The 22,922-nt window shown below is 47.1% G+C and carries 21 protein-coding genes and 1 riboswitch; of the genes, 10 read left to right on the top strand and 11 right to left on the bottom strand.

Features of this window, described 5'->3' with window-relative positions; genetic code table 11:
* The gene (locus KSP24_RS05020) at positions 1–2,922 is read right to left on the bottom strand and encodes a glycoside hydrolase family 3 protein (protein WP_216974609.1); all 2,922 of its coding nucleotides are present in this window, start codon (positions 2,920–2,922) and stop codon (positions 1–3) included.
* Between the two features lie 232 nt (positions 2,923–3,154).
* Between KSP24_RS05020 and KSP24_RS05015 the strand changes: the two genes are divergently transcribed.
* The 4 genes from KSP24_RS05015 (at position 3,155) to metE (ending at position 9,222) form a co-directional block, all read left to right on the top strand.
* Positions 3,155–3,625, top strand: coding sequence for an AbrB/MazE/SpoVT family DNA-binding domain-containing protein (locus tag KSP24_RS05015; RefSeq protein ID WP_013373551.1), 471 nt, complete (start codon positions 3,155–3,157; stop codon positions 3,623–3,625).
* 292 nt (positions 3,626–3,917) lie between these two features.
* Positions 3,918–5,867: an anaerobic ribonucleoside triphosphate reductase gene (locus KSP24_RS05010; protein WP_216974608.1), complete on the top strand. Its 1,950-nt coding sequence runs from the start codon at positions 3,918–3,920 to the stop codon at positions 5,865–5,867.
* A complete protein-coding gene (nrdG, locus tag KSP24_RS05005) occupies positions 5,864–6,361 on the top strand; it encodes an anaerobic ribonucleoside-triphosphate reductase activating protein (protein WP_058830272.1) in 498 nt (165 codons plus the stop codon). Before KSP24_RS05010 ends, nrdG begins: the two co-directional genes overlap by 4 nt.
* 188 nt (positions 6,362–6,549) lie before the next feature.
* Positions 6,550–6,745, top strand: a riboswitch (cobalamin riboswitch).
* A 158-nt stretch (positions 6,746–6,903) separates the two neighbouring features.
* A complete protein-coding gene (metE, locus tag KSP24_RS05000; RefSeq protein WP_216974607.1) occupies positions 6,904–9,222 on the top strand; it encodes a 5-methyltetrahydropteroyltriglutamate--homocysteine S-methyltransferase in 2,319 nt (772 codons plus the stop codon).
* An 88-nt stretch (positions 9,223–9,310) separates the two neighbouring features.
* Here metE and KSP24_RS04995 read toward each other — a convergent pair whose 3' ends face one another.
* On the bottom strand, positions 9,311–9,844 hold the full coding sequence (locus KSP24_RS04995) for a DUF6985 domain-containing protein (protein WP_216974606.1): 534 nt from the start codon (positions 9,842–9,844) through the stop codon (positions 9,311–9,313).
* A 380-nt stretch (positions 9,845–10,224) separates the two neighbouring features.
* Here KSP24_RS04995 and KSP24_RS04990 point away from each other — a divergent pair, with 380 nt between their 5' ends.
* The 5 genes from KSP24_RS04990 to KSP24_RS04970 all read left to right on the top strand — a co-directional run bounded on the left by KSP24_RS04990 (position 10,225) and on the right by KSP24_RS04970 (position 13,416).
* Complete coding sequence (locus KSP24_RS04990; protein WP_013373556.1) at positions 10,225–10,554, top strand: PadR family transcriptional regulator; 330 nt, start codon at positions 10,225–10,227, stop codon at positions 10,552–10,554.
* Positions 10,547–11,098, top strand: coding sequence for a DUF1700 domain-containing protein (locus KSP24_RS04985; protein ID WP_025676804.1), 552 nt, complete (start codon positions 10,547–10,549; stop codon positions 11,096–11,098). Before KSP24_RS04990 ends, KSP24_RS04985 begins: the two co-directional genes overlap by 8 nt.
* A 4-nt stretch (positions 11,099–11,102) precedes the next feature.
* Complete coding sequence (locus KSP24_RS04980) at positions 11,103–11,954, top strand: DUF4097 family beta strand repeat-containing protein (RefSeq protein ID WP_216974605.1); 852 nt, start codon at positions 11,103–11,105, stop codon at positions 11,952–11,954.
* A 119-nt stretch (positions 11,955–12,073) separates the two neighbouring features.
* Entirely contained in the window at positions 12,074–12,793 is a 720-nt protein-coding gene (locus KSP24_RS04975; protein ID WP_216974604.1) for a 3-ketoacyl-ACP reductase, read from the top strand.
* A 185-nt stretch (positions 12,794–12,978) separates the two neighbouring features.
* On the top strand, positions 12,979–13,416 hold the full coding sequence (locus tag KSP24_RS04970) for an AbrB/MazE/SpoVT family DNA-binding domain-containing protein (protein ID WP_013373561.1): 438 nt from the start codon (positions 12,979–12,981) through the stop codon (positions 13,414–13,416).
* 70 nt (positions 13,417–13,486) lie between these two features.
* Here the strand turns inward: KSP24_RS04970 and KSP24_RS04965 are convergent, their stop codons facing one another.
* The gene (locus KSP24_RS04965; RefSeq protein ID WP_025676799.1) at positions 13,487–13,945 is read right to left on the bottom strand and encodes a hypothetical protein; all 459 of its coding nucleotides are present in this window, start codon (positions 13,943–13,945) and stop codon (positions 13,487–13,489) included.
* Between the two features lie 121 nt (positions 13,946–14,066).
* On the opposite strand from KSP24_RS04965, the gene KSP24_RS04960 reads away from it, so the two are divergent.
* Positions 14,067–14,240 carry a hypothetical protein gene (locus KSP24_RS04960; RefSeq protein WP_172800021.1) on the top strand — a complete coding sequence of 58 codons (174 nt, stop codon included), beginning with the start codon at positions 14,067–14,069 and terminating at the stop codon, positions 14,238–14,240.
* A 12-nt stretch (positions 14,241–14,252) separates the two neighbouring features.
* Here KSP24_RS04960 and KSP24_RS04955 read toward each other — a convergent pair whose 3' ends face one another.
* The 8 genes from KSP24_RS04955 to KSP24_RS04920 all read right to left on the bottom strand — a co-directional run bounded on the left by KSP24_RS04955 (position 14,253) and on the right by KSP24_RS04920 (position 22,824).
* Positions 14,253–15,416 carry a nitric oxide synthase oxygenase gene (locus KSP24_RS04955; RefSeq protein ID WP_216974603.1) on the bottom strand — a complete coding sequence of 388 codons (1,164 nt, stop codon included), beginning with the start codon at positions 15,414–15,416 and terminating at the stop codon, positions 14,253–14,255.
* A gap of 149 nt (positions 15,417–15,565) precedes the next feature.
* Positions 15,566–16,042: a Dps family protein gene (locus tag KSP24_RS04950; RefSeq protein ID WP_040102650.1), complete on the bottom strand. Its 477-nt coding sequence runs from the start codon at positions 16,040–16,042 to the stop codon at positions 15,566–15,568.
* 304 nt (positions 16,043–16,346) lie between these two features.
* Positions 16,347–18,074, bottom strand: coding sequence for an adenine deaminase C-terminal domain-containing protein (locus KSP24_RS04945; protein ID WP_192442889.1), 1,728 nt, complete (start codon positions 18,072–18,074; stop codon positions 16,347–16,349).
* A 28-nt stretch (positions 18,075–18,102) separates the two neighbouring features.
* Positions 18,103–19,161 (bottom strand): ABC transporter ATP-binding protein, encoded by a 1,059-nt coding sequence (locus KSP24_RS04940; RefSeq protein ID WP_216974602.1) that lies wholly within the window; start codon positions 19,159–19,161, stop codon positions 18,103–18,105.
* A gap of 16 nt (positions 19,162–19,177) precedes the next feature.
* Positions 19,178–19,966: an ABC transporter permease gene (locus KSP24_RS04935; protein ID WP_013312456.1), complete on the bottom strand. Its 789-nt coding sequence runs from the start codon at positions 19,964–19,966 to the stop codon at positions 19,178–19,180.
* A gap of 6 nt (positions 19,967–19,972) precedes the next feature.
* Complete coding sequence (locus tag KSP24_RS04930) at positions 19,973–20,794, bottom strand: ABC transporter permease (RefSeq protein ID WP_013373568.1); 822 nt, start codon at positions 20,792–20,794, stop codon at positions 19,973–19,975.
* A gap of 27 nt (positions 20,795–20,821) precedes the next feature.
* Complete coding sequence (locus KSP24_RS04925) at positions 20,822–21,751, bottom strand: nucleoside hydrolase (protein ID WP_216974601.1); 930 nt, start codon at positions 21,749–21,751, stop codon at positions 20,822–20,824.
* Positions 21,751–22,824: an ABC transporter substrate-binding protein gene (locus tag KSP24_RS04920; RefSeq protein WP_013373570.1), complete on the bottom strand. Its 1,074-nt coding sequence runs from the start codon at positions 22,822–22,824 to the stop codon at positions 21,751–21,753. The genes KSP24_RS04925 and KSP24_RS04920 overlap by 1 nt, the downstream gene beginning before the upstream one ends.
* Between the last annotated feature and the right edge of the window lie 98 nt (positions 22,825–22,922).

Here is a 22,922-nt window from a genome sequence, read left to right as displayed (position 1 = left end):
TCAAGCCTGAAAGCCGGAACCCTCTGGATCCCTAGCGCCCAAAGTAAAATGACCCAGTCGCACTTCCCCACTGAGCGACAGATATACATCACGGATGCCGGAGGCTGATCGTACCTTTTCCGAGAGTGTCACCCATGCTTGTGCCCCTCCTGTATTGCCCACGTTGATGCGCGCCACAGCAGGGCTGTCCGGCGCATCCAAATGCAACTCAATTGCTGCATCACTGCTGTTGCCTGACACGCGGCACTGGAGCTCGACCACACTCACTGTATTCATGTCTACGCCATGAAAAGCGATCCAACCAGAACGTTGCGGTGAACGGGGACGTACACAGGCCTCCTTTTGCTCCTTGCTTTCATCCAGCAGGATGTCGAAGCAATCATCAAAATTTTCAGCTCGAATCCTAGGTCCAGCTTGTCGTGGTGGAATAACTTCACCCCGAACGTACACAGGATGCTCCAATCGAATATCTGCTGAGGAGGCGCCTGCCAGCAGGGTATATTCACCTGATTCCACGCAATAGTCATCCCGTGTTACATCCCAAATCGCCCAATCTTTCACTCGAACCTTAAAAGTAATTGTTCGCGTCTCACCTGGCTCCAAGCGAATGCGTTGAAATCCACACAACGTCTTCAATGGTCGCTTTACACGCGAGGCTCCAGAGCGTACATATAGCTGTACAACCTCTTCGCCAGCAGATTCGCCCCGGTTCGTCACATCTACCCACACCTGGAGAGTATCCGCGGCGTCAAGTGTAGCCATAGATTTAACATTATCCTTATGGGCGTCTGTATGCAGATCACTATACTCAAATGGCGAATACGTTAGCCCGTGTCCAAATGGATATAACGGTTCACCTTCAAAATATTGATAGGTACGGCCGCTGCGAATGATATCATAATCCTTGATATCACCTAATTGATCCTCGCTCTGAACCCAGGTCATATTGAGACGCCCTGCCGGTGCATAATCTCCAAACAATACATCCGCTATAGCTGTACCATGCTCCTGTCCCGCATGAGATGTGTATATGATCGCTGGAATATGTTCTTGAAGCCAAGGAATCGCAAATGGATAACTGCCCGTCAGAACCACAATCGTATTCGGATTGACACGATATACTTCCTCGATAAGTCGTTGCTGGGAAGCAGCCAGTTCCAAGCCTGGGCGATCATTCTCTTCCTTTCCGTTAATAAGCGGGTGATTTCCAACGAATACAATCGCTGTATCTGCCGCTTGCGCAGCGGCTATCGCTTCCGCTAAGCCATCCGATACCGTCTCTATACGGAAAGTCGTATGGTTGAAGTCTGAGGCGTTAGGTGCAGGACTTGCGGATTCCATCACCTTTAATAAGCCCTCCGTTCCTGCGATCACTGGCTTACCGTTCCATGTGGTCCACAGATGCTCTCCTTGTTCCACAGGAGTCAGTCCAAAGACCTCTTTAACATACCAGCCATACGCTTCATCAGCTGTCACGCGAAGCGTCTCCTCGTCGCTCGTCACATAGGTACCCAGATGTTCATCATGCAGCGTCACGCTACCATAGCCCCAATCTGTTATGGTCAATACCGTTGGCTCTCCATTCTGGGACAGGCGCATATCGCCTGAAGAATTAACTGTGAGCTTCGCGCCATCAGTCGCCGCCGTCAAGGTCACACGATCTTTGGCATCGGAGTACACGACACGTTCTTCCGCGCTCCCGGTTTCCAGCTTGGCACGAATCGCCTCCAGCGGTGTAACCCGGTAAGGCAGCGTACCGGAATACCAATCGTGGAACACCTCATTGCCATGCGAACCAATGACCGCTACTTTGCCGCACTGGGCAGGGTTTAATGGCAGAAGTTCTTGCTCATTTTTGAGCAGTACGATCTGCTCCCTCGCCGCACGCAACGACAATTCACGGGCTTGCTCTGTCATTAAAGCCTCCTCACCGATGGAGGCATAGGGATTGTCTGCCGCCGGATCAAATTCCCCCAAACGAAAACGAACACGGAACGTATGGAACAATGCCCGATCCAAGTCTTCTTCTTGTAGAGAGCCCTGCTCCAAAGCTTCTCGAATTGCCTGCTTGGAGAGCTCCGCATCATCCGTAATGCTGTCAATTCCTGCGCGAATAGATTCAGCCACGCCCGGCGTATGGGAATCGTAATATTGATGGTCGTTTACAATCCCCATAACATCACCCGCATCACTTACGACAAAGCCGTCCATTCCCCATTCGCCTCTGACAATATCGTTAACACCATGGTACAACGTGGCAGGCGTTCCGTTAATCAAGTTGTAGGAAGTCATCATCGACTGGGCTCCGCCTTCCGTAAAAGGCTTCTCGAAAGCTCTTAGATAATATTCCCGCAGGTTTCGGGGTTCTATGCTGGAGGAGCCGACTCCCCGGTCCACTTCATTATTGTTACCGAGAAAATGTTTCAGTGTCGCAACCGCTTTCAAGTATACCGGATGATCACCCTGTATCCCCTTGACTAACTCCTTAGACAATTCTCCCGTCAAATACGGGTCTTCGCCGTAGGCTTCCTCGTTACGTCCCCATCTTGGGTCACGCTCCATATCCACTGTAGGTGCCCACAGGGTCAGACCGTTCAATTTTGGGTCACGACGATAGTAGACACGCGCCTCATCTGCAATAACAGAGCCGATCTGCCGCATTAACTCCGTGTCCCAAGTACAGGCCAATCCCACAGGCTGAGGAAATGAAGTTGCCTCCCCCAACCAGGCGATCCCGTGTGCCGCTTCCGTACCGTGCTTGTAAGCTGCAACTCCCAAACGGTCAATGGCCGGCTGGTATTGCAGCATAGATTCGATCTTTTCCTCTAAGGTTAGTCGCGACACGAGATCCCGTACACGCTCGTCCAGGTGAATCTTCGGATCTTGAAATAAATATTCGATACCCGTTGTTTCATGACTCAAATCCGTCATCTCCTTAGCTTCATTAAGATGATAAAAAGTCCTTTCACGAAAGCGCTTTATATATCATAGCGAAAAAGGAGTACACCGGCAACAATACCGAAATCATCCTAAATTGGATGAAAGTCAGACTACGGCATACGAGAAAAAAAGTTACATTTCCCCTTTCATATATAAAGCTAAAAATGATATTTTTTGGTATAATCAGGATATATCATTGAAGGAGGAAGCGCTGATGAAAAATACCGGAATGACACGGCCTCTGGACCAGTTGGGGCGAATCGTACTCCCAAAGGAAATGCGTACCACAATGGATATCAATATCGGTGATTCGCTTGAATTCTTCGTAGATGAAGAAGGATTTGTATTAAGGAAATACACGGGTGTCTCCTGCAAATTTTGCGGCGCAGTGGATCATTTAACTTATTTTCGGGACAGCTTTATTTGCGCTGATTGCATTCAGTTATTAAAGAACGATGAACATGTACATGCCACAAGCAATGATGCCATCCAGGCTCAAGAACGCACCAAACCGATCCAAGCCAACACAACCTGGCAGCCCAAGCAATCCAGAGTACAGCAAGGTGAAATGGTAAAAAAGCTCCGCAAGCTGATTCAGGAACATCCGAACCTGCCACAAAAAGTGTATGCAGAAATGCTCGATATTTCCCAAGGCCGTGTGTCCCAACTGAAAAAGCTGCTCTAAACCTTCTAAAAGTTTATTTCCCAATATCATATACGATGTACTTGCAAACCTACTTATTTCGTTGCAACTGCGGTGGCCAGGTATAGAGTAAGGCGCATATCTGTGGATGTGTCTCTTATTCTATACCTGGCCTTTTTGTGCTTCCTGCTCCCATCAATGTGACAATAGTCACATACTCTCCATGTCTACGTATATACAATATATAGATCGAAACAATTGGTTATCACTAGATATCATCAATATGTTGTTTTTGTGAAAAATATATATTTTTTACTATATGGAGGGTTTTACGATGAAGGTGCTGGAGGAACATCAATTATACGACATCGGCGAGCGAGTCATCGGGGCACAAGATCTGGACATGCTGCGGGAGAATGCAAATTTAAATGGAGAATCGTTCAGTGGCAAAATGAGCAAGCTTGGCTCGGAATATGCCAAATGGTATGCGCGCTTGCGTGTACTTCCGCCTGAATTGACAGACGCCATTGACCACGGGTATGTATATGTTCACGATTTGGACCAATATGCGCTCGGAACTACAAATTGTATCTTTATCCCATTTGGTCGTTTGCTACAAGACGGTTTCAATACAGGCAATGGCTCTGTACGCACACCGCAAACAATTATGTCTGCGATGGCACTGGTCGCCATCATATTCCAGTCTCAGCAAAATAGCCAATTCGGTGGTGTCTCTGCCAATAAAATAGATTGGGACCTTGCTCCATACGTTGCTCGTTCCTTCCGCAAGCATCTGCGCAAAGGACTCCGGCTGTTCGAGGAAGAGCTAGACTCCCGTTGGTCTGACGAAGAACTGCATCTAGCCAATACCCATTTGCAAGAAACCTGTCCTCGTTCATACTCATTCGCACGCGAAGAGACAGAGACAGAAACCCGGCAGGCCGCTGAATCGCTCATTCATAACCTGAACACGATGAGCAGTCGGGCAGGGGGGCAAATTCCGTTCACTTCACTAAATTACGGGATGTGTACGTCTGCTGAAGGTCGGCTTGTTTCGCAATCACTGCTGGAAGCCACAATTCGCGGACTCGGCAGCGGGGAAACTCCTATTTTTCCACAACATATTTTTCAATGTAAAGAAGGAGTCAACCAGGCAGAGGGCGATGTCAACTACGACTTGTTCTTAAAGGCGGTAGAGTGCTCCAGCAAGCGGATGTATCCCAATTTTGTGAATGTGGATGCTACCTTCAATCTGCCCTATTACCGCGCAGATGACCCCGATACCATCATTGCCACGATGGGCTGCCGTACCCGCACCATTTCTGACCGTTTCGGCAGAAACCGCCAGAGCGGCAAGGGTAATCTCTCATTTAATACCATTAATCTGGTACGGCTCGGGATTGAATATGGTATTTGCACAGGCAAGCGTATGACACCTGACCGTGATCGCTTTGACGCGAGATTGGAAGAGGTTATGCGAATTGCAGTAGACGGTCTAATCCATCGCTATCATATCCAGACCAGCCAGCCAGCCAAAGCCTCGGACTTTATGATGCGCGAAGGGGTATGGGAAGGCGGAAAAGAACTGGCACCTGATGAGAAGGTAGGAAGCCTCCTAAAGCACGGTACACTTTCGATTGGTTTTATCGGGCTGGCTGAGTGCATGAAAGCATTATATGGAAAACACCACGGGGAAGATGATGCTGTATACCGTGAAGCACAGCGAATCATCACTTCCATGCGCATGTATTGTGATCGAATGAGTGAGCACTACAATCTAAATATTACACTGTTCGCGACGCCTGCCGAAGGTCTGTCAGGCAAGTTTACATTGCTGGATCAACGTGACTTCGGAATTATCCCTGAGGTCAATGACCGGGAATATTACACGAATTCCTTTCATATTCCGGTGTATTACAAGCTTCCCGCTGCACGTAAAATCAGCTTGGAGGCTCCGTTCCATAATCTATGTAATGCGGGTGCAATTTCATACATTGAGCTGGACGGTAATGCACGGAATAACCCGGATGCATTTCTTAAAATTGTTCAGTACGCACTTCAACAGAACATCGGCTACTTTTCCATCAACCATCCGGTAGATCGTTGTACGGAATGCGGCTATGAAGGAATTATCGGGACAAGCTGTCCTCAATGCGGCACAGATGAGGAGCACACGCACTTTCAGCGTTTACGTCGGGTAACCGGATATCTGACAGGAGATTATACCGTTCGTTTTAATGCTGCCAAGCAAGCCGAAGTCCGCGACCGGGTGAAGCATAAGTGAATTTGTGCGGCTATATTCCGGAATCTCTGAATGAAGGATACGGCCTGCGCACCGTTGTATTCATTAGCGGTTGCCGCCATGCCTGTCCCGGCTGTTTTAATCCAGCTTCGTGGAACTTCCGCGCAGGGGAGCCATTCACGCCTGAGCGTCAACAGGAGGTTATCCGTGATATCATGGATAATCCGCTGTTGGACGGACTGACTCTCTGCGGGGGAGACCCTTTTTTCTCAGCAGCAGAATGCTCGCAATTTGTACGTGACTTCCGCGCGGCTTGTCCCGACCGAACCGTATGGGCCTACACGGGCTTTGTTTACGAAGATCTGCTCATGGATCAGGAACGACAGGAGCTAGCGTTTTTGTGTGACGTGATTGTAGATGGCCGTTTTGTTGAACAGCAAAAGGATCTGACCCTCCCCTTTCGAGGCAGTCGTAATCAACGTCTGGTAGATGTGAGAGCCAGTATTCAGGCAGGTTACACCGTTTCATTGGCTTAAAGGCGATGTTCTACTTAGCAAGATACTATATCAAAGACAAGTCCCCACGATGGGGTGGGCTTGTCTTTTTTGCATATAACTAACAGATTCCACTCCAGTTTCTATTACTGTTTCTATTGCACATCCTGTGAGTTTCACTTATGATGGTGAACAAGTATACGAGTGCATAATTATTCGTCATACCTTAATCGCATAGCTTGGAAATAGGTGTCTGTTCTATTCAGATCAGACTTAAAAGGGAAGCCGGTGCAAATCCGGGACGGTCCCGCCACTGTAAACGGGGAATGTTCAGCTACTCATACACCCACTGGTCCACAGACCGGGAAGGGATGCTGAACGTCATGATCCGTAAGTCAGGAGACCTGCCTATTTTAACAACATCGCAGTACCTACGGAAGATAGGGAGGTGTTAAGAGCAGTCGCCGTATTTTTGAATTTTAATCGCGGAGGCATTCTTTCCCCTACTCATTTTTAGCCTTGGGGGCAGAATGCCTTTTTTGGTACGTAAAAATAAACTGGCTACCAGTTAGGAGGAAACCTACATGTCCATTAACGAACGATCTGCATTGTCGGCTTTGATTAGCAGTAATCTGGGTTATCCGCGTATTGGTGGGAACCGGGAATGGAAGAAAGCACTGGAGCGCTTCTGGCAGGGTAGTATTGACGAAAGCGAACTGCATAGTGAGATGAAAAGATTGCGTCTGGAGCATCTGAGCAAGCAACGTGACAAAGGGATTGATCGCATTCCTGTCGGAGACTTCTCCTATTACGATCACGTGCTGGATACATCCGTGATGTTTGGTCTCGTCCCCGAACGCTTCAACTATCGTCCTACAGGTCCAGTTCCTCTATCTGTGTATTTCGGGATCGCACGTGGGCAGAAGGGAGCTACTGCCAGTGAAATGACCAAATGGATGAATACCAATTACCACTACATCGTTCCCGAATTGGCAAATGCGGCTCCGGTGCTCACTGAAAATAAACCCTTACTGGCTTATCGTGAAGCAAAGCAAGAGCTAGGCATTGACGGTAAACCGGTTCTCATCGGTCCCTATTCATTTGTTGTTTTATCCAAAGGCTATGATCGTAAGGATCTGGCTTCTATTATACGAACCTTCCTGCCTTTATACGCCCGAGTCTTGTCAGAGCTAGCAGCAGAAGGCGTTCAATGGGTCCAAATCGATGAACCTGTCCTGACCACCTCATTCCCGGCAGAGGATCTGGAGATTATTCAGGAGGTCTATGAAGCTTTGACCCAAGCTGCACCCTCGTTGAACATCATGCTGCAAACCTACTTCGGCAGCCTGGATCATTATGAGCGTCTGACTGAACTTCCGGTACAGGGACTGGGTCTTGATTTTGTATACGATGATGGCGAAAATCTTCAGCATATATGCCAGCATGGCTTCCCCAAAGGGAAAACGCTGGGTGCTGGTGTCATTGATGGACGCAATATATGGCGCAGCGACCTGAATGCCGTAGCTGCGCTGTTGGGCCAGTTAGCAGAACAGACCACTGCCGCACAGCTTGTCGTACAGCCATCGTGCAGTCTGCTGCATGTGCCGGTCAGTCTGGAAGCAGAGCATAAACTGGACCGAGAGCTGGTGCATGCACTAGCCTTTGCCGATGAAAAGCTGGATGAAATCGCAGTCTTGACGGCTGCACTTGGTAAGCACGATCCATCTGCAATTGCCAAGCTTGAGCAAAGTTCGGATGCGGTAGCCCGCTTCAACCGCTCCGCGGCAAGGGTACAGACAGCTGCCGATTTGGCCGACCTGCTGGCAAAAGAGCCACTGTCACGCAGCGTTCCTTTCGCCGAGCGCCGGGTGATTCAGCAAAATAGGCTGAAGTTGCCCCCACTACCTACGACGACCATCGGCAGCTTCCCGCAAACTGCTGAGGTCCGCAAGGCCCGTCTGCACTATCGCAAAGGAGAATGGTCTGCCGAGCAATATCGGACATTCATCCAACAGCAGATCAAGGAATGGATTGATATCCAAGAGGACATTGGCATAGATGTGCTTGTACATGGGGAATTTGAACGGACCGACATGGTTGAATTTTTTGGCGAAAAGCTGAAAGGCTTTGCTTTTACACAAAACGGGTGGGTGCAGTCCTACGGCTCCCGCTGTGTTAAACCGCCGATCATTTACGGAGATGTGTCGTTCGATCAACCTATGACCGTGGAAGAGACGGCATTTGCTCAGTCGTTAACCTCCAAGCCAGTTAAAGGGATGCTTACAGGCCCTGTGACCATTTTGAACTGGTCCTTTGAACGTAATGATATTCCACGCAGGCAAGTAGCTTTGCAGTTAGCTCTGGCATTACGGGCAGAGGTAGAGGCACTCGAACAAGCGGGTATTAGCATGATTCAGGTGGATGAACCCGCAATTCGTGAAGGGCTTCCGTTGAAAAAAGAACAACAGCAGGCCTATCTGGATTGGGCAGTTCAAGCCTTCCTTGTGACCACGGCCACCGCTCAGCCTGCGACCCAAATCCATACACACATGTGCTATTCCGAATTCCAGGATATGATCCAGTCCATTTCAGACATGGATGCCGACGTGATTTCTATTGAAACCTCTCGTAGCCACGGAGAACTGATTGTTAGCTTTGAGGATCAGGTTTACGACAAAGGCATCGGTCTGGGTGTATACGATATCCACAGTCCGCGCATTCCTGATGTATCAGAAATGCTAAGCATGATTCAGCGTGCCTTGCGCGTACTGCCATCAGATTTGTTCTGGGTTAATCCAGACTGTGGGCTGAAAACCCGTACCAAGGAAGAATCTGTTGCCGCATTGCGGCAAATGGTACAGGCGGCTCAAGCAGCCCGTGCCGTGCTGTCTGTATCCAACTAATATATTTATCATATCCAATCGCGTCATCATGTCCACCATATCCTATTCCCTTTCGGTCTTTCTATTAGAGACCGGAAGGGGGTTTTATTTATTCCAAGTCATATAATGTATATGCACCTTGAATATGCTCGATTTTCATCTGCTTCAGATGTACACCTAAGCCATGCTCTCGATCCCAGGAACAACTAAAATTCAAATATAGTTCATCCTTTTCCGATGAGTCGGAAATCAGTATAGATATAAGCTGCATTCGATCCAGCAATTGCTCTGGTCGCTCCACATAAGGCGCATATTCATTAGGGTCCTCTCCCCATGAGCTGTATGCCTTCCGATACTTTTCCACTATGTCTACATAATAATGGTGTATGGACTCCAATACTTGAGGATGGATCTCTGACGAACATGCCATATACGTCTCCCATGTCTTTTTTTGCAGCTCTGTAGGTTCTTCTATAGTCTGTGCCTGTTCTTCAGAGTCGGCTCCCACGATAAATTCAGCTTCTACCTCCGATGCCTGCCCGCAAAAATCGAGATGTACCACACCACGCAGTACAACCTCCTCCGACACATCCCAAGTCTCATCATCCTGTTCCAATTCCCTATACCAGTGTTTCCAGTCCATCCTTTATCCACCTCTTCATCATAGGTAATCTTTAACTCTATTGAACACTTTACAATCTATCATTTTAATGAATGAAATTAAAGTAACATCCTATGGGTGCACCCAGCCAGAAATCGAGAATTTTCCAAATGAAACTACTTTATTCTACAAGATTCGCTATTCATGTAAGCCTTAAAGAAAGAAAACCAGCCCATTTTGACCCGAAGATTTTATTATTAAAAATTTAGTACCTTGCATTAATCAGTACATGATGTTAAATTATACCTGACTACTGATTTATAATCAGTACCCGTGACAAATTATGCACAAACACACGTTTCTTCCCCTTATTCCGAACGACACCTATGAATTATGATTACATCAGGAAGGGAGCATCGCTCGTGAATGTGAACATCCAATTCAAAAAAGGGGTACTGGAACTATGCGTTCTAGTTCTAATTGGACGTAGAGACCGCTATGGCTACGAATTGGCTCAAGCCGTCTCCCGTCATATTGAAGTAGCAGAGGGAGCCCTATATCCACTGCTTCGCCGTCTGGTATCAGAGGGATACTGCACGACGTATTTACAGGAATCGACCGAGGGTCCGCCCCGTAAATATTATCGGCTAACCGATACCGGTAGCCATTATACAAGACTACTTACACGGGAATGGAATGATTTTGTCCATCATGTCGCAAGCCTACTGGAGGAAGGAAATTCCGATGAATAGAAAACAGTTTCTTACAGAGGTGGAACAGCGTCTTTCTCCTCTCCCTGCAGAGGTACGCCATGAGCTGCTTAGTGATTTGAGCCAGCATTTTGACTACGGGTTGGTTAATGGCAAAAGCGAAAGTGAGATTGCCCATGAGCTGGGTAACCCAGAAGATATTGCTCGAGAAGCGTTGGATGTTCCCAATGCAGCCTGGAACGCTTCTCCTCCGCTTCGCCAGGGCAGCTTTGCTCGCAATATTTTTACTTTCCTAGGGCTGTTGTTTCTCAATTTGCTAATCTCCATCCCGATTATGGCTACCCTATGGGCAGTATGGGCTTCATTGGCTGTGGTATCGATCAGCTTCATTGTAGCCCCCCTTCTCGCTGTTACTGATTATGCGCTAAACAGCACCTTTTACCCGGCCAAATTCTTTTTCTCTATCACGTTGACGGGTATAGGTCTATTGCTGCTGCCTGGAGTACGTTATCTCTTACTCCTTATGGTCAAGAGCACAGTACGATACTGGAAATGGAATCAGACTACCCTGAGGGGAGCTTACTAAAAACATGAATAAAAAGTGGTTTATTGCAGCAGGTCTGTGCATTGTCATCGGGGCAGCCGGAATGGTGGCCTACGGTGCTCCATGGAATCAACAAGTAATGAAAGAAACAACAGCTATAAATAAAAAGTGGACATTCACACGTGGTCAGCTACAAAACCTGAAAGTGGACAGTTCTGATGATGTTTCTATTTTGTTCACTCCTGGCTCTGGCGACCAAGGTACGATACGCATCAGCGGAGAAGTTCAAACAAAAGTAGCCGACCAAATTCATAATGCCCGAATTGAGAACGGTAAGCTTACCATTCAATCGGAGCCGGACCCTTCCTTGTCATTCTTTTCGATCACTCCTGATTTGAATCAAACGATTACCGTAGAGATGCCCTCTGGCGAAACACTAACTGGCCTACAGGTAGATGCACATTCAGGGAATGTAAAACTTCAAGATGCCTCTGTGAAGAATACTTCTATCACCGTTACTTCAGGCACTGCCGAGATTACAAACCTCCGGAGTACCCACCTGATCGCAAATCTAACGTCCGGTAACTTTATAGCCAGTCAGCTTACTGCAGATATGGAGCTAAAGCTTACTTCAGGAGATGTCACCATCCACGATTATAGCGGTAATGGTCTTCTCTCCCTAACCTCAGGGGAGACAAATATTACACAACGTGCCGTAGCCAACTTGGAAGTGAATGCTGATTCTGGTGACGTGAAGATTAAGCAAGCTCCCGATTTTAAAGGTGTCTATAATGTTCGCTCTGACTCTGGGAGTATCAATACTCCCGAATCTGTTCCCGGTAGTGTGAACGTGATTAAGGTCGAAACCACTTCAGGGGATATTGATATTTCCAAGTAGAGACCTCTAAATGAATGCCTCATTAGAGGCGAAGTTTGGTTCAAGGGGTTCAACCTAGTATAATGAAACCATGTGCTCAGATGCACAACCACGTTATATAGTGATAAGGAGGAGACTGGATGGAACTTAAGAACAAAACAGCCATTATTACAGGAGCCAGCAAAGGAATCGGTAAGGCAATTGCCGAAACTTTGGCCAAGGAAGGCGTTAATCTGGGGTTAATCTCACGCACATTGACCGACCTACAAAAGCTGCAGGATTCACTGGGGAGTACATACGGTGTGAAAGTGGTGAGTGCTGTTGCGGATATATCCAATCGCACACAGGCCGCTGCCGCTGTAGCTTCACTGGAGCATGAACTGGGTGCCATCGATATTTTGATCAACAATGCAGGCATCGCCACCTTCGGCACAGTCGCAGATATGGACCCCGAAGAGTGGGAACGTATTATTCGCGTAAACCTGATGGGAACCTATTATGTGACACACGCCGCTCTTCCAAGCATGCTGGCGCAACAGAGCGGAAATATTATTAACATTTCCTCCACAGCAGGAGAACGAGGTTTTGCAACAGGCTCTGCATATTGCGCATCCAAATTTGCTTTGATGGGATTCACGGAAGCACTGATGCAGGAAGTTCGCAAATCCAACATTCGGGTTACCGCGCTGACACCAAGCACGGTCAATACAGAATTGGCTGTAAATGCGGGATTGCCTATTGGTGACGAGGACCGCATGCTTCAGCCGCAGGATTTGGCCGATCTGACGTTAGCTGCATTGAAGCTGCCGCCACGGGTTCAATTAAAAGTAGCCGGCATTTGGACAACCAACCCACAGTAATTCGACATGACATCTTAGATTCATTGGCTGCACCAAGCTCCGGCAGACGTAATTGTTCGTCATGCCGGAGCTTTTTTTAGGATAGCTATACCAAAACAAACTTTAATATAAGCGCTTTGTACTTCCAGCATACATAACATACAATTCCTGCAACCATAAGCGCATTCCAAGAAAGGGGAAATATGATGAAGAACACAGGAATGACACGACCACTAGACCATTTGGGACGCATTGTGCTACCCAAAGAACTACGCACTTCTATGAATATTAATATTGGAGATGCCCTCGATTTTTTTATTACACCAGAGGGACTGATGATTCGCAAATATACGGGGGTTTCTTGTTATTTTTGTGGCGCCGTTGATCATTTAAGCTATTTCAGAGATCATCTGATCTGCAAGAGTTGTATTGAAAACCTGAAGAGCGATAATCCCTCCAGTCATTTGAGTGAAGCACGTCCTGTCCAGCCGAAGAAAAGAAGAAGCTACAGGAATCAGAATGAGCTCCTGAATAAACTAAAGCAGCTCATGGAGGAATACCCTAATGTCTCTCAAAAAGAATTAGCCGAAATGCTGGAATTGTCTCAAGGTCGTGTGTCACAGCTTAAAAAGCTGCTCCTTTGAATCTGTCTGTCCACCTCGTTTGTTAAAAACAAATAAAAAAAGAGCCTAACGGCTCTTGGATCATTCATCATTACGCAATGTCAGACTGCTCCATAATCGGGACTCGATAGGCAAGCAGGGACTCGTCTATTACGGCAGAAATAAACGTTGCTTCTATTTCAGGCACCAGTCTAAGCGCATAGTTCCATGCGTTTTCCTCAATTTGCAGCGCAAGCCGTTGCCGGGTCCCGATCCCGTTCTCTTGCTCCATCGCATCGGAGAGGCCCTCTAATTCAGTATCGGCGGCGTGCCCGATCTCATGCGCAAGCACAACCGTAAAATACTCCTCAACCCGATCTGCGCTGCCGAACATCTGTAAACATTGTGTTTCGATAACATCCGTATACATGGTAATGGCGTGAGCATGCATGGCATATTTGCCCCCAATCAGCCGTCCACCAGGAAAACGTTTCTCCAGCTTAACTGTTACGCCTATAGCAGCTCGTTCCAAAAGCTCAGCGACAATGCGCTCTGCCTGATTTCTCTCCAACTTAGCTTCGCTCCTCAAACCAAGATATATAAAGTTATATTTACGATATAACTTATGAAATTATGAATGTACTCATACAATACACAGTACGATATTATACCTTTTTACAAAGGAGAATACCATGCCAGAAGATTATTATATCGGCTGGGGAACGCTTGCCCTTATTAATGCCGGCTTGGCACAGTCCAAAAATCGGAGCAGGCTTAACTGGTTTGTGCTCTCACTACTCATAGGGCCGATCGCGACCCTATTGATCGTTGTATGGGATAAACCGGAGTCCAGATCCAACAATTAGTCTCCCGTTAGGTTATCCAGAATGAAAAGGACAGCCTTGCGGCTTCTGCGGCAGCGCTGCATCTGTTGTTGGTTTAGCCTGTCTCGTCATATATGGCTTTTCCTGAACTCCGAAATTCGGCTTCACAAGCCGATTATCGTAAGAACTATGAAAAATATGCGTGGTTGCTGGTGACAACGGTGGGATCAGCCACGTCCAATTACCTGTCAGCGCGCGACCAGCCTTGGCTTCCCGTTCCTCAAACAACTTGAATTGTGCTGCTGCGGTATGATGATCGACAATGCTGACCCCCGCTTTTTTAAAAGAATGCAGCACAGCAATGTTCAACTCTACCAGCGCGCGATCACGCCATAGCGTTGTTTCACTCGTCGTATTCAGCCCCATCAGCTTTGCCACCTGTGGCAACATATTATAGCGGAAGGTATCCGCAAAATTACGGGCACCGATTTCTGTCCCCATATACCAGCCGTTAAATGGAGCTGCTGTATAGATGATACCGCCAATCTCCAGCGTCATATCTGAAATCATAGGCACAGCATACCAGCGCAATCCCAGAGAGGCTATATACGAGAGTTCCGGATGCTCAATGGGCACCTCCATCACCAAATGTTCAGGAATATCAAAGAGCTTGGGAGGCTGGCCTCCCGCTTCCACAACTAGCGGCAATATATCAAAAGCAGTCATTGCTCCTTGCCACCCCAAATCCCTACAAGCATTCGTAAAATCCACCGAGATCGGGTCCCCGATGACCCCTTGATCCGTTTCATATCCAGCGTAACGAATGAGTTGATGGTTCCAGATACGAATATCCGGCTGGCCCGGCTGGGAGGCGCGGAATACAGTAAGCGTAGGCTTAATTTTGCCGCCATTCGTCCCTATGCGGATATGCTCCAATAGCTCGTGAACTACTTGCGTCGCATCTGACGCTCCCCGTGCATCCCTAACCAAAAGCTTGTCCCAAAACAAGCGACCGATACAACGATTGCTATTCCGCCAAGCCATAAGTGCCCCGTGTTCCAGCTCTTCGTAAGTATGATCGTACGTTCCAATAGTCTCTATGTCGTGACGAATATGAAGAAGCCGGGCTTCCGCATCAGCGCGGCTTCGGCCCAGCTCCTCATAACATGTATATATAAACTGCTCTGCTTCATGCAAAAGCTGTTGTTTCACTTCCACAACTTACACCCCATCCCGGTAGCTCGCTTGCTCATGAGCCTGTGGTCTATCATGCTTCTTCGTCATTATACTCCTGTAGCAGGCCGGAACCAACGAGATGTGTACTTGTTCACCTGATCTCCATATCCGTGGAAATCACTCCCAGAAACTCATCCCAAATATGCGGTAAGCATCCAGATATGTTTATCCATTTCTTCTCTCAAGCCATTCAGAAGATCCTCTGTTGCTTTGTCCTGTGCCGCTTCTGCTGCTTCCATACCATTAGCCAATTCAACAGTAATCGTTTTAAAATCAGCTACAACGGCCTTCACCATATCTTCGGCTGTCTGCTCGCCTGCGGACTCCTGAATAGCTGACAGTTGCAAATGCTCCTTCAAGGTCGCAGCAGGACGACCGCCAATAGCCAACAAACGTTCAGCAATCGTATCCAGATTAGCTGTTGCTTCATTATAAAGCTCCTCGAATTTAGCATGCAGTGTGAAGAATTTAGGTCCTTTTACATACCAGTGGAAATAATGCAGTTTTGTGTACAGTACAGACCAGGTAGCCACGTGACGGTTTAAAGCCTTGTGCAGTTCTTGAATAGCCTCTTGTGTAGGTGCGTTCGTATGATTTAATGTACTCATGTTTAAAATCCCCTCTCGTTATTATCATTAATATAGTTGGAGTGATACTCGCTAGCAGTAGTGTCTGATTTTCTTCTAAATCCCATGCGTGAAACTAAAAAATATTCAGCAATTAATTTAGACTTAATCTAAATCCTGTTTTAATTATAACACTATCTATGTGTTTTGCAAGGCCTTATTATGGTTAAATCATGAAGATTACGTGAATTGATCGACAGGCAAACGCTTCATACAAATTCGCAACCCACCTCAATAATCTAAACACAGCAAAAAAGAGCCGCCCCTAAAAGGGTCGACTCTTTTTTTATTCTTGCATTTCCGAAGGGTTTACAATCAAGGGTACAACTTTGCCTGCGTTTACATCAATCAAGCCGTGATCGGTAATTTTCAAAGCCGGGCTGACTGGCAAAGAATGAGTACTCAGCGACATGATTGGATTGTAATGGCGATAGCCTAGCGACAGTAATGCTGAACGCAGTTCCTTTACGTGGGCAGCAACCATTTCTAGCGGTCCTTCTGTTAAAATTCCGCCCACTGTTAACGGTAAATGGGACAGCACCTTGCCATTTTCAACTACGCAAAAGCCCCCTTGGCTGGATAGAACCGTATTCGCAGCCAAAATCATATCTTGCTTGTTATGCCCCACGACCAGCAAGTTATGGTTATCGTGCGAATAGGTGGTCGCCACGGCCCCGCGTTTAATCGTATCTCCCCCGATCAAACCGTAAGCACGGTTGCCGTTCTTGCCATACCGCTCAAACGTAGCAATGAGTCCATGTTCACCTTGTTCCCATACCAGTTCACCCTGCTCCACTTGGGCAGGTGCAATTCGTTCGCTTGTAAAAGTTGATCCATCCTTGACCATCATAATACGGCATTGATGTGTGCCATCAGCTACATCCAACTTCACAGTAAAATCCTGCTCTGTGAGTGGATTGAGCTTTACACTTTGATAAAAGTGGGCAGGGAACTGGCACTTTACCTGTGCCTGATGATATTCCTCAAATTTATCAAATACCTTATGACCGTCCTTATAGACTTGCTCCACATCAAACTGCTCCAGATCCGATAGTAGCACAAAGTCAGCTATTTTCCCTGGCGCAATTGTCCCGCGATCATGCATGCGCATCCGGGCAGCAGGAGTAAACGTAGCTGCATAAATCGCATCCTCAGGCTTCATGCCCATTCCGATCGCTTTACTTACAATATGGTTCAGATGTCCCCGCTCTACGAAAGAATCCGGCATTACATCATCCGTTACGAAGCAAAAATGTTGTGCCACGTCCTCCTGAATGAGATAGTCCATCACCTCAGGGGTCATGGATTTTTCCTGGATCTCAATAAACATCCCGGCTGCCATTCTTGCCTTCATACCTTCAATGCTTTGGTGGGTATGGTCTGAGCCTATTCCTGCATAGATCAACTGATGCAAATCCAGATCAAGCAACTGCGGCGTATGGCCTTCAATGATCAGCTCTGGGTAGTGCTCACGAACATGGCGTAAGATGCGATTCGTCTTGCTCTCCGGATCACGAATGACATCTACATAATTCATAATTTCACCCAAGCAGATCATCTCACCCGTTTGCAACAAAGCATCAATCTCGAGGATGTCAATCTCGCCCCCTGAGGTCTCCAAAGGCGTCGCTGGGACAGAGCTAGGAATCCCGTAAAACATATCAGCCACGCAATCTTTGCTGGCCTCCATCATTTCCTGAATACCTTCCAATCCGAAAACATTCGCCATTTCGTGCGGTTCCGGTACAATCGTCGTGACCCCATTGCGAATGAGTCCATAGGAAAAGGTTGCTGGTGTCACCATTGTACTTTCGATATGCAAATGGATATCGATCAGGCCGGGAATCATATATTTCCCGTGCCCCTCCACAATTTCAGCAGCCTCGAAAGATTCCAGACCACGCTGACCGATATACATAAACTTGCCGTCAAGTATAGCAACATTGCCTACCTCGAACGTCTTGTAGTAACTGTTATACACCTTAACTTGTAAAATCATTTTGTCTGCACGCATGATGTATCTCCTTCATCGAACCCGCTGATTATTGGACCAGCACCATTTTGTCTGCCGGAAAATGCAGGGTAACCCGTTGACCACTCAAGTAAGGCGTGTCCATTTCCTGATTAGCCGTAAAGTTTCCCTTCGCTGTCTCTACCACATACTGATAGCTACGCCCTAGGTAAGTACTTACCTTAATGACACCGGGAAGCTCATTTTCTCCTGTCTCGTTGCCTTCTGTTCGAATGACCAAATCATCCGGGCGAATAGCGCCTTGGCGAGCCCCTGGCTGGACTGTGCCCTGATTACGCACTACGCTAAACGAAAGGTCGCCTGTACTCAGTCGAATACGTTCTCCTTCTTCAGTGCGCTCGTCAAAGCTTAGAAAATTATTAAACCCAATAAAGCGGGCAACAAATTCGGTCGTCGGATATTTAAAAATGGTCGATGGAGCGTCTAATTGCTCGATGTTCCCCTTATTCATAATCGCAACCTGGTCAGAAATCGAAAAACATTCCTCCTGATCGTGCGATACATACACGGTGGTGATGCCTAGCTCCTGTTGAATACGGCGGATTTCTACGCGCATATTTACACGCAGGTTAGCATCCAAGTTACTCAGAGGTTCATCAAACAGCAGCAGATCAGGTTCAATTACAAGCGCTCGCGCAATCGCGACACGTTGACGCTGCCCGCCTGATAATTCGCCAGGGAAACGTTTTTCGAATCCCCCCAAGCTAACCGTATCCAGCATAGTCATAACGCGTCGTTTCACATCATCTTCTTTTACTTTACGTAACCGCAAACCAAAGGCAACATTATCAAAAACCGACAAGTGCGGGAAAAGCGCATAACTTTGGAATACAAAACCGAAGTTCCGTTTATTCACTGGAACCCGGGTATAATCCTTATCACCAAACAAAAATGTTCCTTGTTTAGCTTCGAGAAATCCTGCAATAAGACGAAGTGTAGTCGTTTTGCCACAACCACTCGGTCCGAGCAACGAAAGCAATTGCCCTCGTTCGAGCTGCAAATCGAAATCCTGCAAGATCAGTTGGTTGTCATAAGCGACCGAAACGCGATCCAGAGTAAGCAGTGCCATAAGGTTGAAGCCTCCATTACCTTTTAGTGAAGTAAGACAATCCCATCAGTCGTTCAATCAAGAACATCAGGATACCCGTTAAAATCATCAGCATAACCGAAATCGCTGCAATCGTCGGATCAAAATAATTTTCGACGTAAGTCAGCATTTGAATAGGCAGGGTGCTGAAGCCCGGTCCTGTCATGAAGACGGAAATGTCGACATTGTTGAATGATTCCAGAAAGGCAATCAGGATAGCCGCAATAATGCCTGAGCGGATGTTGGGTAGAACCACCTTGAAAAAGGTTTCCAGCCGTCCAGCTCCCAAACTAAGCGCTGCTTCCTCAATCGCAAAATCAAAGTTAGACAAGCTGGATGCAATGACTCTAATAATGAACGGCAGCATAATCACCGTATGTCCGATCAAAAGTCCAGCGTATACCGGTAAATGGTACACAATGATCAGATAACGCAGCAGTGTAAATCCAAGCACAATACCCGGTATAAGCAACGGGGAAAGGAACAAGGCATTCAGTGCATCCTTCCCGCGAAACGAAAACCGACTAAGCGCATAAGCGGCTGGCATACCAATTAACAACGCCAAGATATTGCCCAGCAGAGAGACGACAATCGACGTTTTGAACGTGGACATAAACAAATCCACTTCAAAAATATTTTCATACCAGCGCAAGGAAAAGCCCTGCGGAGGAAATTTTAATACCGTGCCCGGCTCGAAAGAAGTGACCGATATGATCAACAGCGGACCGAGCAGAAAGATGAAGACCAGCAGGCTAAAGAAGCCTAGTCCGTAATGTTTCTCCCGCATATCCACCTACCCCTTCGGATTGAGTTTATGGGCCGCCTTATTTAAGAGACCGACCACGATAAATGTAATAGCAATCATAATTGTTGCGATAACAGAGGCTAAAAACCAGTCGTTAAGCGTCATCGCATTTTGGTACAAAAATGTAGCGATAACCCGCTGTTTCCCTCCCAGCAGTGCTGGGGTCGTATAAGCTGTCAGGCTGCCTACGAAAACAAGAATGCTTCCAATGATCAGACCCGGAACAGACAGCGGGAATACAATTTTACGAAATGCGCTAAATCTGGAGGCTCCAAGACTCTGAGCAGCATGGACAAGATCACCGTCAATATTTTCAAGCACACCAATCAATGAAATAATCATCAGCGGTAAAAACAAATGGACCAGACCAATAATCATTGCTGCCGGAGTGTACAAAATATTTAGCGGCTCATCCACGAGTCCTAAACTCATTAGCACGTTGTTTAATAACCCCTTGCGACCCAAAATGACCATCCAGCTGAATGACCGCACCACCGGACTCGTCAACAAGGGAAAGATAGCCAGCGCCAGCAAAATCCCTTTACGACGCGGGGCCTTTTGTGAAATATAATAAGCCGTCGGAAAACCGAGCAATACGCATACGAGGGTCGTTACGACACTGACCTCCAGCGTAGTCAGCAATATTTTCAGAAAATAAGGGTCCTTGAAGAAATGGAGATAGCCTTCTAGGGTGAATGAGCTGTTCTGTACGAAGGTCGAACCGATCGTCAACACAATCGGAATGACCATGAACACCGCCAGAAAGAGCAAACCTGGCAGCAGCAGCCAATACAAGTATGTTTTCTTCATGGGTAGCTCCTTGCGGTTATCAAAATGTTATTCCTTGTTCAGCACCTGGATAAACAGCTCCAGAAAAGCTTCACTGTCCACCTGCTCGCACACGTTCATATTGGGAATATGATTGAGACGGTTCTGCACATCTCCTACCGTTTGTCCGTCACATATGCGACTGGAGGTTTCCACGTCCACATATAACAGCGAGGTATCTACTAACCTCGAATTCAATGCCACACCTACGGCAAGCGGGTCATGAAGCGCACACGCTTTTACGCCGTTGCGTTCTTCATAACGCTTGGTATACACGGCCGTGCTTTCAGCTACATAATTACGAATCTCTGGACGGGTCAGACGAGCAACATGATCCGCAGTCAGCAGTGCCTTGCGTGTTACATCCAGACCAACCTGTATCAATCGACTAAATCCAGCGTGAAATACGATCCGTGCGGCTTCAGGATCAGCATACATGTTATACTCCGCTACAGGTGTAATATTGCCGCACCCGTGAATAACACCGCCCATAAAAATGACCTCATGAACGTGATCCGTCAGATCGGGACACTTCAGCAACGCCAACGCCAGATTGGTGAGCGGTCCGGTGCAAACCAGCGTTACTTCCCCCGAGTGAGCCATCACGGTCTCAATGATGATATCCGGTGCAAAACCTTCAGATGCAGAGATGGCTGGGACTATTCCACTCAATGCACCTCCGATGCCGTCTTCTCCATGAACACGGTGCTCGTGCAGGCCTTTTCGTATTAATGGAGCCTCTGCCCCCCGGAAGACCGGAATATCCGGTCTTTCCAGCAGGTTGAGGATTTTGCATGTATTCAGTGTTGCTTGTTTAAGTGAAACATTCCCGCATACCGTAGTAATCGCTTGGATATCCAGCTGACCACTTTTGGCCGCAAGTAAAATACCCAACGCATCATCAATGCCTGTATCTACATCTAATATGATCTTTTTCATTATTGTGTAACTTCCCGGTTCCAGCGATCTGTCCATGCCTTGATATGGTCGTTAACGAATTTCATATCCAGCTTGGTCAGCTTATTCACTACATCTGCACCATACGTAATCCCTTGAGTGTCTGCACCGGATAGTACTACCTGTGTGTTCACCGGAGAATCAACCTTTGCCTTGGCGGATTTTTCTTGAACTTCCTTGCTCAGCTGCCAGTTGATAAATTCCTCAGCCAGCTCCTTCTGGTCGGAGCCTTTCACTACATTAATCGTGTTCATGACTGCATAAGCACCCTCACTAGGAGCTACAAATTTCGCACCTGGCACGGCAGCCTGCAAATCTTTGAAATACATTTCCATAATCGGACCGCCCGCAATTTCCTGCTGGCTAAACATGTTTACGAACTCGGACGTTTTACTATAAAACTTAACAATATTCGGACTCAGTTCCTTCAGCTTCCCAAAGGCTTGGTCTTCATTAAATTCCTTGCTACCCGCTACCTTGGAAGCCGCGTCTACCATCATCGGGCCAGCCGTTGCCGTAATATTCGGCAGAGTCACGTTTCCTTTGAATTCAGTGCCCCACAGGTCGGCCCAGGAGGTCACATCTTTTTTCACCAGCTCTGGATTATAGGCAATACCAAGGCGTCCAACTGTATAAGCAGGACCATATTCCTCACCCAGCGGTGCTTTGGCAATATCATAAATTTGGTTCAAGTTTGGCACTTTACTGCGATCCAACTTCTCGAATAGCCCTTGTTGAATTCCCTGTTGGGCATAATAATCAGACAGATAAATCAGATCGACATCAGTGCTGCCTTGACTGATTTTGTTCAATCGTTCCGCATTATTTCCGATTTCTACAACAATATCAACGTTATGTTCCTTTTCAAAAGGCTCGTACACTTCTTTATTAAAAAAGTCCTCGGAGAAGCCCCATGTGGAAATAACTAGTTTCTTTTTCCCATCAGCTGAGCCATCTTTGCCATCTGTCTGACCACTAGTAGCATTGCTGCCGCAACCTGCCAGTACCACAGATGCCAAGGTCACAGCCATAAATCCTTTAAACCACTTTTTCATATGAAACTCCCCCTGTTTTTTTATTCTGCACACCTTATGACACAAAAAAGAAAAGTACTCTTGTAAAACAAGAATACTTTTCTTCGTAAACAAAGAAT

Source organism: Paenibacillus sp. AK121, from assembly GCF_019042715.1.
Taxonomy (GTDB): Bacteria; Bacillota; Bacilli; order Paenibacillales; family Paenibacillaceae; genus Paenibacillus; species Paenibacillus polymyxa_C.
This window is presented reverse-complemented; position numbering and strand designations above follow the sequence as displayed.

What these genes read in the sequence shown, in the direction of transcription:
- KSP24_RS04980 (WP_216974605.1), top strand. Translation starts at nt 11,103, where the DNA reads ATGAATAAAAAGTGGTTTATTGCAGCAGGTCTGTGCATTGTCATCGGG.
- KSP24_RS04920 (WP_013373570.1), bottom strand. Translation starts at nt 22,824, where the DNA reads ATGAAAAAGTGGTTTAAAGGATTTATGGCTGTGACCTTGGCATCTGTG.
- KSP24_RS05010 (WP_216974608.1), top strand. Translation starts at nt 3,918, where the DNA reads ATGAAGGTGCTGGAGGAACATCAATTATACGACATCGGCGAGCGAGTC.
- KSP24_RS04935 (WP_013312456.1), bottom strand. Translation starts at nt 19,966, where the DNA reads ATGCGGGAGAAACATTACGGACTAGGCTTCTTTAGCCTGCTGGTCTTC.
- metE (WP_216974607.1), top strand. Translation starts at nt 6,904, where the DNA reads ATGTCCATTAACGAACGATCTGCATTGTCGGCTTTGATTAGCAGTAAT.
- KSP24_RS04985 (WP_025676804.1), top strand. Translation starts at nt 10,547, where the DNA reads ATGAATAGAAAACAGTTTCTTACAGAGGTGGAACAGCGTCTTTCTCCT.
- KSP24_RS04995 (WP_216974606.1), bottom strand. Translation starts at nt 9,844, where the DNA reads ATGGACTGGAAACACTGGTATAGGGAATTGGAACAGGATGATGAGACT.
- KSP24_RS04930 (WP_013373568.1), bottom strand. Translation starts at nt 20,794, where the DNA reads ATGAAGAAAACATACTTGTATTGGCTGCTGCTGCCAGGTTTGCTCTTT.
- KSP24_RS04940 (WP_216974602.1), bottom strand. Translation starts at nt 19,161, where the DNA reads ATGGCACTGCTTACTCTGGATCGCGTTTCGGTCGCTTATGACAACCAA.
- KSP24_RS04960 (WP_172800021.1), top strand. Translation starts at nt 14,067, where the DNA reads ATGCCAGAAGATTATTATATCGGCTGGGGAACGCTTGCCCTTATTAAT.
- KSP24_RS05015 (WP_013373551.1), top strand. Translation starts at nt 3,155, where the DNA reads ATGAAAAATACCGGAATGACACGGCCTCTGGACCAGTTGGGGCGAATC.
- KSP24_RS04945 (WP_192442889.1), bottom strand. Translation starts at nt 18,074, where the DNA reads ATGCGTGCAGACAAAATGATTTTACAAGTTAAGGTGTATAACAGTTAC.
- KSP24_RS04975 (WP_216974604.1), top strand. Translation starts at nt 12,074, where the DNA reads ATGGAACTTAAGAACAAAACAGCCATTATTACAGGAGCCAGCAAAGGA.
- KSP24_RS04970 (WP_013373561.1), top strand. Translation starts at nt 12,979, where the DNA reads ATGAAGAACACAGGAATGACACGACCACTAGACCATTTGGGACGCATT.
- KSP24_RS04925 (WP_216974601.1), bottom strand. Translation starts at nt 21,751, where the DNA reads ATGAAAAAGATCATATTAGATGTAGATACAGGCATTGATGATGCGTTG.
- KSP24_RS04950 (WP_040102650.1), bottom strand. Translation starts at nt 16,042, where the DNA reads ATGAGTACATTAAATCATACGAACGCACCTACACAAGAGGCTATTCAA.